Raw genomic sequence first — 12,559 nt, 5'->3', positions numbered from 1 at the left:
GGGTGACCTCAGTGGGATTCGTTGGTGCGAGAGACGCGGCGTGCCGCGATCGCGTAGCCGCCGGCGCCGCGATCGAGCGTGCGCGCGACGCGGCCGACCGTCGTCACGCTGACGCCCGTGCGGTCGTGGATCTCGCGATACGGCACGCCCTGCTGCAGCAGCGGCACCACGCGCCAGCGATCGACCAGCGCTTCCAGCTCGGCCGGCGTGCACAGATCGTCGAGAAAACGCGCGACCTCGTCGGCCGTCTTCAGCCCCGCGAACGCACGCGCCAGCGCCGTCAGCGAGGCGCTGGCTTCATGGTCCGGCAGGGGTTCGGGGCGCTGCTTCACGGGCGTGGGTGGACGTATCAATGTAATAGCGTGCTAGTACATTACTCCGATCCGGCATGAAGTCAACCGGGCCGAGCACGGGACGGACGGACGTCAGCATCCAGACGGCCTGGGAACGCGACGAAACCCGCCGCTGACGCAGCGGCAATACCGTTCGGGACCCGGTTGAACTGCAGCGTTCCACCCGATTCATGCGGGGCGCGGCGACGATCGGCGTTACGACCTCGCATCGGGAGATGCCATGCGCGAACGCCTGCAAGCCCCGCTCGATGCAGGACGCGACGATGCGCTGTTGCGCTTCGGGCTGGGCACTGCGTGCCTGCAGGCCGGCGACATGGACGCGGCGGCGACGCATCTGGCAGCGGCGACGCGGCACGACCCGGAGTACTCGGCGGCGTGGACACTGCTCGGCAAGGCGCTGCTCGCGCTCGGGCGTGACGGTGAAGCCGAAGCGGCATGGCGCGCGGGGCTCGATGCGGCGGCGCGGCGCGGGGACGTGCAGTCGTCGAAGGCGATGACGGTGTTCCTGCGGCGGATCGCGCGCGGGCGGCAGGTGATGTCCTAGGCGAACAGGCAACGCCCAGGACGCGTTCGCTTTGAGCCGTCCGTCCCGAGAGCGTGCGGGTAGCTCGTGTGGGAGCGCGCTTGCGCGCGATGCGCCAACGGGGAAACGCAATCGCGCGCGAGCGCGCTCCTACAGGGCGGCGTGCCTATTCCCTGGGGCGCCGTGCGTGCAGCGCCATCCAGGCCAGCGCAACACCCGACAGCGCGCCGATCGAGGACATCAGCACGCGGGTGCCGAGGAAGTCGGGATCGTGGATCTTCGCCAGTGCGATCCGCGCATACACCGGCGATTCGAGCCGCACCACGCCCATGTAGAACAGGCTCCAGGCATCGATGCCGGTGGCGATCGCCAGCGCGGTCAGACAGCCCCAGCCGAGGCTGGGGCCGTGCGCCCAGCGGTTGCGCACGCCCAGCCAGTGGAACAGCGAGAAACACAGCGCGCCGACCAGCAGCGCGATGCCGGCGGCTTCGAGCACGCCGAGCCAGCCGAGGTGCAGCGGCAGGTTCACGCGTCGGGCACGACTTCGCCAGCATGCCAGCGCGGCAGCACCGACAGCAGCGCACCCTCGGCCACCAGGCGTACCGCGGCGGCGACTTCGCCGTCCAGGGCCCGGTCGCGGTCGAGGAAGGGGATGACCTCGCGGATGCGGGCATGCGCGGCCGCCACGACGGCGCCGGGGTGGAAGGCCTCACAGGCGGCCAGTTCGGCGCGCAGGCCCTCGACCTCGGCGTCGAATGTCGTGCGCGTCGCGCCATCGGCCGGCGGGCCGCCCTGCACCTTGGCGGCCAATGCCATCGCGTCGCCGCGCCGGGCCAGATCGCGCGCCGCGTTGATCATGTCGGTCCGCAGATCCAGCGCCTGGGCGGCGGTGTAGAGCTCCAGCGCCAGCACTTTTCCAAGATCCTCGGCCATCGACAACACGTGACGCGCCTCGTTGGTGCCCATCGACACGTGGTCTTCGGCGTTCGCGCTGGTCGGGATCGAATAGACGCTGGCCGGGTGCGCGCGCGTGGCGAGATCGTTGACGATCGCCGCGGCGGTGTACTGCACGATCATGTAGCCCGATTCGGTCGCGTCCTCGTTGCCGATCAGAAAGCCCGGCAGGCCGTCGTTCGTCGCCGGGTCGACCAGCTTGTTGAGACGGCGCTCGGAGATCGACGCCAGCACCGGAATCGCGGCCTTGACGTAGCTCATCGCCAGCGCCAGCGGCATGCCGTGGAAATGACCGGCGGAGATGACCTGCTCCTCGACGTGCTCGGCCTCGCGATCCGGGAACACCAGCGGATTGTCGGTGACCGCATTGAGCTCGATCTCGAACACACGCTTGGCCTGCTCCACCGCGTCGCGCACGGCGCCGTGCACCTGCGGAATGCAGCGCAGCGAGTAGCTGTCCTGCGGCTGGTGCTTCTTGCCGCCGCGGAACGGGCGGAAGCGCGTGTAGAACTTCTCGCGCCCGTGGCGCTGGTCGCTCGGCACCCAGTCCCAGCCGATGTCGAAACGCAGCGCCTGCGCCTCGGCGGTGTCCCAGCTGCCGGGCAGCCAGGGGCGGAAGCGCGGTACGAGGTGGTAGGGAATGTCGGCGAGCGTGGAGCCGTCGAGCAGCTCGCGCAGATGCGCGGCGACCTCGACCTGGCCCGGGTGCGGACGCAGGGCGTGCACCTCGGCATCGAACGCGCCGAGGCGGCCGGCGAAGGCGTCGATGGTCATCGCCGCGGCGAGATCGGCGGTGTCGAGCAGCGCATCGAGCTTCTGCAGCGCGAGCACGCCGGTGGCCAGCATCTGCGCGGTGCCGTTGTTGAGCGCCAGGCCTTCCTTGTACGAGAGCGTGACCGGCGCGAGACCGGCGCGCTTCAAGGCCTCGGCGCCCGGCATCCGCTCGCCGTCGACGAAGGCCTCGCCGCCGCCGAGCAGCACGATCGCCAGATGCGACAGCGGCGCGAGGTCGCCGGAGGCGCCCACCGAGCCCAGTGCCGGCACCACCGGCACGATGCCGGAGTTCAGCAGCGCGGTCAGCGCCTGCAACGTCGAGACGCGGATGCCCGAATGGCCGCGCAGCAGCGTGTTGATGCGGATGCACAGCATCGCGCGCACCACGTCGGCCGGCAGTGGCTCGCCGACACAGACCGCGTGGGTCACGATCAGGTTGACCTGCAGTTCCTCGTGCAGCGAGCGGTTCGACGGCGTCGCCCCGGGCAGGTCGTCGCGCAGCGGACGCGCGCCGAGCAGGCGGTCGGCATTGCTGCCGAACCCGGTCGAAACGCCGTAGATCGGCTCCTCGCGGCGCACCTGTTCGGCGAGGAAATCGGCGGCGCGGGCGACCGCCTGCAGCGCGCCCTCGTCCAGATCGACCGGCGCGCCGTGCGCGACCATGACCAGGTGGGCACGGCTCAGCGAACGGCCGTCGAGGCGGATGGATTTCATCGTGTGGACTCCATGCAGGTCACGGTCGTGGTGACGCGGGCGGCCGGGCATTCGCCGAATACGCTGCCGCGGGTGCCGAGGAACAACGTGTCGGTGTCGTCGAGGCGATGGCCGCCACGACAGCGGCGCTCGGCCTTCGCCACGATGTCGGCCAGCGCCGCGGATGCATCACCGGACGTGTCGCACTGGACACTTTCGACGTGGTAAACGCCGGGCGTGACGCGTTTGAACCGGGTGTCGAACGGCGAACAGGCCGCCAGCGACAGGAGGATCGGCAGCGACAGGGCCAGGAGCCCCGGCGACCGCAGGTTCATCGCATCGCCTGCCACTGCTCGCGCTCGACCAGCAGCGTGCGCGGCAGATCGTCGTCCGTCACTTCGAACTGCTCGCCACGGCGCAGGTCCTTGACCGCGACCACGCCCTTGGCGATCTCGTCCTCGCCGCGGATCACGACGAAGCGGATGCCGGCGCGATCGGCGTACTGCATCTGCTTGGCGAGCTTGCGCGGCTCCAATTGGGTTTCGACGTTGAGGCCCGCGCCGCGCAGGCGCTGCGACAGCGCGAGCGCATCGGGCAGCGAGGCATCGTCGAGCAGCGTGACCAGCACGTCGACCGAACTGTCGGCCGTCGCGATCAACCCCGCTTCGCGCAGCTGCCAGAACAGACGCGTCAGGCCGATCGAGATGCCGACGCCCGGCAGCTTCGACTTGGTGTAGTGGCTGGCCAGGTTGTCGTAGCGGCCGCCCGAACAGATCGAACCGATCTGCGGGTGCGCATCGAGAACCGTCTCGTAGACCATGCCGGTGTAGTAATCGAGACCCCGCGCGATCGACAGGTTCAGCGCGTAACGCGATTCCGGCACGCCGAGTGCGCGCAGCTGGTTGAGTAGGTCGCGCAGTTCGTTGCGGCCTGCCTCGAACAGATCGGTGCCGGCGCCGAGCGCGTCGAGCTTCGCCAGCGCATCGTCGTGGCCGGTCGAGCGCACGCGCGAGAACGCGAGCAGGCGTTCGGCGACGTCATCGGACAGGCCGAAGTCCTCGCCGGTCAGCGTCGCGCGCACCGCGTCCTCGCCGCGCTTGTCGAGCTTGTCGATCTCGCGCAGCACGGTCATCTGCCGCGCGTCGTCGATGCCCTGCCCTTCGAAATAGCCGCGCAGCAGCTTGCGGTGGTTGAGCTGGATCGTGAACTCGCCGATGTCCAGCGCGGCGAACACCGCGCTGATCACCGCCGGCACTTCGGCGTCGTAACGCGGCGACAGCGAATCCTTGCCGATGACGTCGATGTCGCACTGGTAGAACTCGCGGAAGCGGCCGCGCTGCGCGCGCTCGCCGCGGTAGACCCGCTGCATCTGGTAGCGGCGGAACGGGAACGCGAGATCGTGCTCGTGCTCGGCGACGTAGCGCGCCAGCGGCACGGTGAGATCGAAGCGCAGCGCGAGCTCCGGCAGGCCGTCGGTTTGCCCGCCTTCGGACGACTTGGCCAGTGCGCCGGTCGATTGCACGAAGTACACCTGGCGCTCGGTCTCGCCACCGGACTTGGTCAGCAGTGTCTCCGACAGCTCGAACACCGGCGTCTCGATCGGCAGGAAGCCGAAGCCCTCGAACGTGCGGCGGATCGTGTCCAGCATGCGCTGGAAGGCGATCTGGTCGCGCGGCAGCAGTTCCATCACGCCGGGCGGGGTCCGGGGCTTGATCATCGTCGGGCTCTTTGCAAAACGGCGGAAAACCAGGCCGGATAGTCTACCGGGCAGCCGGTGTCAGGCGTCCGTCCTGCAGCCGGAGATGCCGGTGAACGACGCCGGCCGGCAGTACCGCATGGGTGATCAACAGCAGACTGCGGTCGCCGAGCAGGGCCGGCAGTTCGCCCATCAGCGTATCGGCCGTGTCCTGATCGAGGCCTTCTGTGGGCTCGTCCAGGACCACCAGGCGGGCGTCGCGCAGCAGGGCGCGGGCCAGCGCCAGGCGCCGCGCCTGGCCGGCGGACATCGTCGCGCCGGCTTCGCCCACCCAGGCCTCCAGCCCGCCGAGACGCTGGGCCCAGCGTTGCAGCCGCACGCGGGCGAGCGCATCCCACAGCCGCGCGTCGTCGGCATCGGGCGCACCCAGAGCCAGGTTGTCGCGCAGCGTGCCCGCGAACACCGGCGCGTTCTGCGGCAGCCAGGCCACGCGCGCGAACCAGTCCCGGGCCCGCATTGCGCGCAGGTCGACGCCGCCGAAGTGGACCCGGCCGGCGTCCGGCTCGGCGCTACGCAGCAGCAACGCGGTCAGGGTCGACTTGCCGGCCCCGCTGTCGCCGCTGATCGCCACCCGCTCGCCCGGTCCGATGCGCAGGTCGAGCCCCTGCAGCACCTCCCGGGTGCCGGCCGACCAGGTGAAACGCACATCTTCGAACACCAGCGCGCCGGTGTCGGGCACGGCGGCCGGTGCGGCCGGATCGCGGACCGCAGGCTCGTCCCCGGCCACCGCGTCCAGCCGCGCGATCGATGCGCGTGCCGCGGTCAGCGCCTGCCAGGCCAGGCCCGCGCCGGCCCAGGCCTCGAACAGGCCCACGGCGATGAAGAACAGGGCCGCGGCATGCGCGGGTGGCAGCGTGCCTCGCGCGCCGGCGGACACCGCCACCCAGAGCACGGCCACCAGGCCGGCCGCGGTGACCAGGCCGTGCCACAGGCCGCCGTTCGCGAGTTGCCGGCGACGCGCACGTTCGAACGCCGCAACGTCATGTCCATCGTCCTGCACGCGCGCCAACCAGCCGGCCTGCGCGTCCAGCGCGGCGAGATCGGCGTGGCCTTCATACAGCTCGTGCAGCCGCGCGCGCAGGGCCGAGCGCCGGCGCGCGCGCTCGGTTTCCTCGGCGGCCCGGCCGCGGGCCACGATGCAGGGCACGCCGATGCCCGTCGCAAGCCCCACCAGTGCGAGCACCGCAGCGCTCGGCGGATGCAGCCACAGCGCGGCAACGAGGCCGAGCAGGCCCGCCCCGGCCAGGGCGAGCAACGGCCCCGTGGCGCGCAGCAGCAGGCCGTCGACGGCATCGATGTCGCCCATCAGGCGTGCGAGCAGATCGCCGGTGCGCAGGCGCCCCAGCTGACCGGGGGTGAGCCGCAACGCGCGCGCGAAGAACCAGCTGCGCAGGTCGCGCGCGATCCGCAGCATCGCGTCGTGGCCGACCAGCTTTTCCAGATAGCGCGAGACGATCCGCGCGAGGGTCAGCCCGCGGATGCCGGCCGAGGGGGTGAAGAAATTGAAGCTGCCGAGCGTGCCGTAGGTGAGTGCCGCGGCAGTGAGGAAGCCGCCGGAGACACCGAGCAGGCCCACGCCGGCGATCAGGGTGAGCGCGAGCAGCAGGACCGCCAGGGCGACATGGCGGTGGTGCCGGCGCAGCAGCAGGCGGGTGCTGCCTGGCGCGTCGCGCAGCGGTGTGCTCATGCGCCGCCCCCCTGCTCCGGCACCGTCCACACCGCATGCGCCCAGCGCGCCACCGCGTCGCTGTGGGTGGCGACGACGACGGTGCAGTTCTCGAGATGTGCGTCCAACGCCTCGAGCAGCGCCGCCTCGGTGCGCGGGTCGAGGAACGCCGTGGGCTCGTCGAGCAGCAGCAGCTGGGGCCGGCGGAGCAACGCTCGCGCCAGCGCGACGCGTCGCGCCTCGCCGCCGGAGAGACCGAAGCCACGCTCGCCGATCACCGTGTCCAGTCCCCGGGGCAGGCGCTCGGCGAACGGCAGGACCTGGGCGATCCGGGTCGCCGTCTCGATCTCCTCCGCGCCTGCATCCGGCGCGCCGATGCGCAGGTTGTCGGCGATGCTGCCGTGGAAGAGCCAGGGACGCTGCCCCGCCAGTGCGACCCGCGTTCCGGGCGGAATCGAGATGGATCCGGTCTCGGGCACATGCCAGCCTGCCAGCGCGTCGAGCAGCGTGCTCTTGCCCGATCCGCTGGGGCCGAGCAGGGCCAGCCGCGTGCCCGCCGGCACCTCGAACGCGATGTTCCGCAGCACCGGGGCGGCGACGCCCGGGTAGCGCAGAGCGAGGCCCGTGACCGCCACGCTGGGCGCGGACGGAAGGTGGGCATCGTCGTCGCGCGGCGCGGGGTCCAGCACCGGCAGGCCACCGAACGCGGCTTCGATCTCGGCCACCGCTGCGAGGGCGTTGGAGCGGTCATGGTAATGCGCGGCGAGCCGGCGCAGCGGCGCATAGAACTCCGGCGCCAGCAGCAGGCAGAACAGCCCGGTTGACAGCGCCAGCGGCGTGCCGCGCAGATCCAGCATGCCCAGATAGGTGAAGCCGAAGTACACCGCCACCAGGGCGACGCTGACCGACGCGAAGAACTCCAGCACGGCCGAAGAAAGAAAGGCGATGCGCAGCACGCGCATGCTGCGCTCACGGATCGTCTCCGTCGCCGCGCCCACCTCGGCCAGCTCGGCATCTCCGCGGCCGTAGACGTGGATCAGATCCAGGCCGCGAAGCCGGTCGGTGAAATGCGCGCCCGCCCGCGCGAGTGCGGAAAGCTGGCGTCGGCCGGCGGTCTCCGCGCCCATGCCGATGAGCATCATAAACACCGGCGCGAGCGGCGCGGTCATCAGCAGGACGAGACCGACGATCCAGTCGGCCGCGAATACCGCGCACAGGATCGCGACCGGCACGCAGGCCACTTCGGCGCGCGCCATCAGGTACCCGCCGTAATACGGCGCGACAGCATCGGTGTGACTCGTGGACAACGCGACGAGCTCGCCGCTGCGCTGCCCCCGCAGCCACAGCGGCCCGCGCGCGATGGCTGCACGGGCGAGGCCGATCCGCACGCGTTCGAGCGTCGCTTCCACGCAATCGGCGCTGGCCCGCTGGCCCACCCAGCCCAGCAGCACGCGCAACAGCAAAACGCCCGCCAGCAGTACGAGCGGCGCTTGCAGCGCGGCCGCGCCGCGCCCGGCGAACAAGGCCGCGTCCACGCCCCAGGCGATGGCCCAGGCCTGAGGTATCCACAACCACCCCGTCACCACCTGGCACGCCGTCGCGACACGGTGATGCGCGCGCGCCGGAACGAGCTGGGCGTCGAGCCAACGCGAACGGAGGCGTCGCTGCGGACCGCTCGGGTCCGCGCCGGGTGGCGGCGGAGTCATGGAAACGACGGGTTCCTGCAGTGTGGACACGGCCCGTCGCCGCGGCGGCGACGCAAGGCCCACGCTAGTATCGCAGCCCGCCGCGGCGACGAGGCACGCGGCACGCATCGCGGCTGCCGCTGCGCTTCGATCGGCACGAACCTCTTGCCCTCGGCCGGAGGGCATCGGTAGAATGCGCGGCTCACCTGTCGGGGTGTAGCTCAGTCTGGTAGAGCGCTACGTTCGGGACGTAGAGGTCGCAGGTTCGAATCCTGTCTCCCCGACCAATCTGGTGAACCGGAACCGGCCTTTGCGGCCGGTTTTTCGTTTCCGGCCGTGCCCGGTTCGCGGCCGCCGCGGAGTTCCGCCTGCGATGACGCCGGCCCCTGCCCGACCCCGCCCGTACGCCGCCGTCGTGCGGATCCTCGTGCTGCTCGGAATCGCCCTGTCCGCGTTCAACCTGCGCACGGCGGTGACCTCGCTGACCCCGCTGCTCGACCTGCTCGGCCGCAGCTTCGGCTTCGGTTCGACCACGGCCGGCGTGCTCGGCATGCTGCCGACCGCGGCCTTCGCCGTGTTCGGCGTCGTCACTCCTGCCCTCGCCCGCCGCATCGGCATCGAGCGCACCGCCTTGCTGGCGATGGCGCTCGCGGCGGCCGGACTGGTGCTGCGTGCATGTGCCGGCGGCGTGGGCGTGCTGATGTTGGGCTCGATCGTCGCGCTTGCCGGCATGGGCATCGGCAACGTGGTGCTGCCGCCACTGGTCAAGCGCTACTTCCCCGCGCGCATCGGCGCGGTCAGCACCCTGTACATCACGGTGCTGCAGCTGGGAACGATGCTGCCGGCGCTCGCCGCGGTCCCGCTGGCGACGGCCGCGGGATGGCGTGTGGCGCTCGGTGCATGGGCGCTGACGGCGGTGGCGGCCGCGCTGCCCTGGATCGGCCTGCTGCTGCTGGCGCGTCGACCGGCCAGCGGACTCGAGCTGCAGGTACCCGCGCCGGTGCTGGCGGACGCCTCGGCTGCCGGACGGGCGTGGCGCTCGCCGCTCGCCTGGGGCATGGCGCTGATGTTCGGCACCACGTCGCTGGTGACCTATGCCATGTTCACCTGGCTGCCTGCGCTGTTCACAGGGGCCGGCGCGTCACCGGCGTTCGGAGGCAGCATGGTCGCGCTGTTCGCCGCGCTCGGCCTCGTCGGCGCGCTCGGTGTGCCGTCGATGGCCGTGCGCCTGCGCAATCCGTTCGGGCTGGTGCTGCTGTGCGCAGGATGCAATGCGCTGGCGTTCACCGGCCTGCTGCTGGCGCCGCTGGCCGCCCCGGTGTTGTGGGTCACGCTGCTCGGACTCGGCGCGTCGACCTTCCCGCTGAGCCTGACCCTGATCAACCTGCGCACGCGCACGCCCGTCGGCTCGGCCGCGCTGTCGGGCTTCATGCAGGGCGTCGGCTACGCCTTCAGCTGCGCAGGCCCGCTGCTGTTCGGAATCCTGCACGGACGTACCGGCAGCTGGCACTGGCCCTTCGCGATGCTGTACGGCTTCATCGCGGTGCTCCTGCTGGGCGGCTGGCTGGCCTGCCGGCCGCGGGCACTGGAGGACAGCTGGCGGCCGCTGCACGGTCCGCAGCGCTGACGCATCGAACGATTCCCGGCGGCGCGGCTGCGGGCAGGCGAGCGCGGGCCCCGCGATGCGCGGCGCCACCGCCCGCGCGCCGACGTCTGCTCGCGGTGCGCACGCGCCACCTGCCCCGGCGCGTCGCTAGAACGCGACGACCGATTCCAGCATCAGGTACCGGTAGCTGTAGCGGGCCGTTCCACTGCTCGCCGCCACCGGCGTGTCGGTGTAGCCGGCACTGACCCGCAGCCAGCTCTGCCGCCAGCGCGGAGACTCGTACCCCAGCTCGACCAGCCGTGCACGCTTCCACGATTCGTCCGCGCTGCGCTGGCGTCCGAAGCCGGCCGCGCCGCGCCACACGTGCCCACCGACCGCCCGCCGCATACCCAGCACGCCGATCGCCTCGGCATACCACGATGGCGAGTAGTACCCGCCGAGATAGGGATCGCTGTTGCTGTGGTATCGCGTCCGCAGCTGCGCGCTGAGGCCCTGGGCCGGCACCAGCGCATAGACCAGGTTGCCCCGCAGATGGGTCCGCAGGTTGCCGTCGCCGAAGGTCTGCGCGCCCGCCAGCGCGGTTCCGCTCCAGCGCGCGGTGAAGGGCTGGTCGATCGCCGCGCCGAGATAGTTGTAAATCTGGCGGCGTGCCACGCCGGCTTCCGTCTCCAGCAGTTCGCGCTCGAAGAACACCTCGCGCCGGTGCGGGCCCTCGGTATGCAGCGTCGCGCCGCCCAATGCGGTGTGGCCGTTGGTGCCGAGCTTGACCTGCCATCGCCATGTGTCGTCATCGACATCGCCGCTGCCCAGCGTTCCCGCTGCGCGACCATAGAGACGCTCCTCGCCGTGCGACCAGCCCTCACCCGAAAAGCGCGCACGTTGCAGATCGATGCCCGCCCAGTGCTCGCGGTCCGCCCGATGCCAGTCCCAGCCCATGCCGGCTTTCCAGACCTCGGTGCCGTCGGCGTCCGAGGCCACCATCAGTTCGGGCCGCAGCGCCCTGTCTGCGCCATCGTCCGCGCAGGCCGGGCCCGACAGCAGGGCCAGCGCCATGAGGGATACCAAAAGTGACCGCGTCATTTCGTGCCCCAGGTCTTGCGCAACCGCAGCAGCTCGGCCGTGTAACCCATGACGCACACCGGCTGCAGCAGCATGGTGTACCCCACGGTGTAGAACAGGAAACCGAGTACGTTGCGGCGCACCTTGAGGTTCTGCGATTTGAACATCTGCGACTGCACCCGGAAGATGATCAGGTTCCACACTGCCGCCAGCGGCAGCACCAGCAGGGTCATCACGCCCGCGATCCAGTAGTAGCCGAACAGGGCCAGCACCAGACCGGGCAGGAACGCCAGGGTGTAGACCAGGTCGAGCGGCAGAAACAGCAGGTTCCACCAGATGAAGAGCGTGGACATGCGGGCCTTGAACAACAAACGCCCGTGGCGCGCGAAGGCTTCCATCAGGCCGCGTGACCAGCGCTGCCGCTGACGGGCGAACTGCAGCACCGTGGTCGGCACCTTGGTGAACAGACATGCCTCCTCGCAGTAGCCGACGCGTGCACCGGTGGCGAGCAGCGCCCAGGACACCACGATGTCCTCGCCGACGCATTCCGGCCAGCCGCCCACCTGCACCAGCGCCGAGCGCGTGTAGAGCGAGAACGCCCCCTGCGCGACCAGCGTGCCGTGATACATGCTCTGCATGCGCTTGACGGCCGCGATGCCGTGGAAGTAGTCCCACTCCTGGCCACGGGTCAGCCAGTTCTCGCGCGAATTTCGCACCAGCACGCATCCCGCCACCGCCACGGTGTCGGGCGGATCCGACAGGAAGCGCTCGACCAGCTTGCGCAGCGCATCCTGCCGGAGGTAGGAATCCGCATCGACCGTGACCACCAGGGCCTCGTCCGTATCCGCGAGGCCCGCATTGAGGGCCCTCGACTTGCCGCCGTTGCGCGGCATCGCGAGCACGCGCATCTGCATCCCCGGCCGCGATTGCACGGCGGCCTCCGCCTGCGCGATCTCGAGGGCGCCGTCGGTGGAGCCGTCATCGATCACCAGCACCGAGACCCGGCCGGGATAATCCTGGCGGGTCAGGCTCCTCAGCGTGTCGGCGATGTTCTCGCGCTCGTTGTAGCTCGCCACGAGCACGCAGAGATCGGGAAACGTCTCGATATGGCGGCGGTGCGGCCGGCGATCCGCGAGGATGGAACCGATCAGGAAGGCGTTCATGAAGCCGGGCACGTAGGCGATGAACGCGATGACGAAGAGCGCAAGGGCGAAGCCGACGAGTCCCGTCAGCCCGTCCAGCCAGGGCTGGGAAAGACGGATGCTGATGCCCATCCAGACGGCGGCAAAGGCGAGGACCAGTACGAACTTGACCGGTACGGGCAGATAGAACCGGTGGCGCCTGGACCGGTCCGGCGACAGGACAGGCGCGGAAGGCGGCGTGATCGGATCAAAGGGTGTAGGGTCGAGACGCGGTGCAGCGGTGGGAGCATCCAGCACAAGAGGTTCTCAAGCGAAATGTGAGTGGGGTCACGAAAAACGTTCCCGCTC

General features: G+C 70.7%; 11 protein-coding genes and 1 tRNA gene. 3 read left to right on the top strand and 9 right to left on the bottom strand.

Annotated elements, in window-relative coordinates:
* Positions 1-8: 8 nt before the first annotated feature.
* On the bottom strand, positions 9-332 hold the full coding sequence (locus H0E82_RS15035) for a YerC/YecD family TrpR-related protein (RefSeq protein ID WP_180546270.1): 324 nt from the start codon (positions 330-332) through the stop codon (positions 9-11).
* Positions 333-573: 241 nt separating this feature from the next.
* Here H0E82_RS15035 and H0E82_RS15030 point away from each other — a divergent pair, with 241 nt between their 5' ends.
* Positions 574-897 (top strand): tetratricopeptide repeat protein, encoded by a 324-nt coding sequence (locus H0E82_RS15030; RefSeq protein WP_180546269.1) that lies wholly within the window; start codon positions 574-576, stop codon positions 895-897.
* 145 nt (positions 898-1,042) lie between these two features.
* Here the strand turns inward: H0E82_RS15030 and H0E82_RS15025 are convergent, their stop codons facing one another.
* From H0E82_RS15025 to cydD, 6 genes are read right to left on the bottom strand one after another with little or no spacing between them, the layout of a single operon-like run.
* Positions 1,043-1,405, bottom strand: coding sequence for a hypothetical protein (locus tag H0E82_RS15025; RefSeq protein ID WP_180546268.1), 363 nt, complete (start codon positions 1,403-1,405; stop codon positions 1,043-1,045).
* Positions 1,402-3,318 carry an HAL/PAL/TAL family ammonia-lyase gene (locus tag H0E82_RS15020; protein ID WP_180546267.1) on the bottom strand — a complete coding sequence of 639 codons (1,917 nt, stop codon included), beginning with the start codon at positions 3,316-3,318 and terminating at the stop codon, positions 1,402-1,404. The genes H0E82_RS15025 and H0E82_RS15020 overlap by 4 nt, the downstream gene beginning before the upstream one ends.
* On the bottom strand, positions 3,315-3,632 hold the full coding sequence (locus H0E82_RS15015) for a hypothetical protein (protein ID WP_180546266.1): 318 nt from the start codon (positions 3,630-3,632) through the stop codon (positions 3,315-3,317). The genes H0E82_RS15020 and H0E82_RS15015 overlap by 4 nt, the downstream gene beginning before the upstream one ends.
* Entirely contained in the window at positions 3,629-5,014 is a 1,386-nt protein-coding gene (hisS, locus tag H0E82_RS15010) for a histidine--tRNA ligase (protein ID WP_180546265.1), read from the bottom strand. The genes H0E82_RS15015 and hisS overlap by 4 nt, the downstream gene beginning before the upstream one ends.
* Positions 5,015-5,057: 43 nt before the next feature.
* Positions 5,058-6,740: a thiol reductant ABC exporter subunit CydC gene (cydC, locus tag H0E82_RS15005; RefSeq protein WP_180546264.1), complete on the bottom strand. Its 1,683-nt coding sequence runs from the start codon at positions 6,738-6,740 to the stop codon at positions 5,058-5,060.
* Positions 6,737-8,425, bottom strand: coding sequence for a thiol reductant ABC exporter subunit CydD (cydD, locus tag H0E82_RS15000; RefSeq protein WP_180546263.1), 1,689 nt, complete (start codon positions 8,423-8,425; stop codon positions 6,737-6,739). The genes cydC and cydD overlap by 4 nt, the downstream gene beginning before the upstream one ends.
* 189 nt (positions 8,426-8,614) lie before the next feature.
* Between cydD and H0E82_RS14995 the strand changes: the two genes are divergently transcribed.
* Both H0E82_RS14995 and H0E82_RS14990 read left to right on the top strand, forming a co-directional pair.
* Positions 8,615-8,691, top strand: a tRNA-Pro gene (locus H0E82_RS14995).
* Positions 8,692-8,777: 86 nt separating this feature from the next.
* Positions 8,778-10,031: an MFS transporter gene (locus tag H0E82_RS14990; RefSeq protein WP_180546262.1), complete on the top strand. Its 1,254-nt coding sequence runs from the start codon at positions 8,778-8,780 to the stop codon at positions 10,029-10,031.
* Between the two features lie 126 nt (positions 10,032-10,157).
* On the opposite strand, the gene H0E82_RS14985 is transcribed toward H0E82_RS14990, so the two are convergent.
* Together H0E82_RS14985 and H0E82_RS14980 are read right to left on the bottom strand one after the other, a co-directional pair.
* Positions 10,158-11,063 (bottom strand): hypothetical protein, encoded by a 906-nt coding sequence (locus tag H0E82_RS14985; protein ID WP_180546261.1) that lies wholly within the window; start codon positions 11,061-11,063, stop codon positions 10,158-10,160.
* Positions 11,064-11,086: 23 nt separating this feature from the next.
* The gene (locus H0E82_RS14980) at positions 11,087-12,508 is read right to left on the bottom strand and encodes a glycosyltransferase family 2 protein (RefSeq protein WP_328797052.1); all 1,422 of its coding nucleotides are present in this window, start codon (positions 12,506-12,508) and stop codon (positions 11,087-11,089) included.
* Between the last annotated feature and the right edge of the window lie 51 nt (positions 12,509-12,559).

It is taken from the genome of Luteimonas deserti (assembly GCF_013425765.1).
In the GTDB taxonomy this organism is placed as follows: Bacteria; Pseudomonadota; Gammaproteobacteria; order Xanthomonadales; family Xanthomonadaceae; genus Luteimonas; species Luteimonas deserti.
This window is presented reverse-complemented; position numbering and strand designations above follow the sequence as displayed.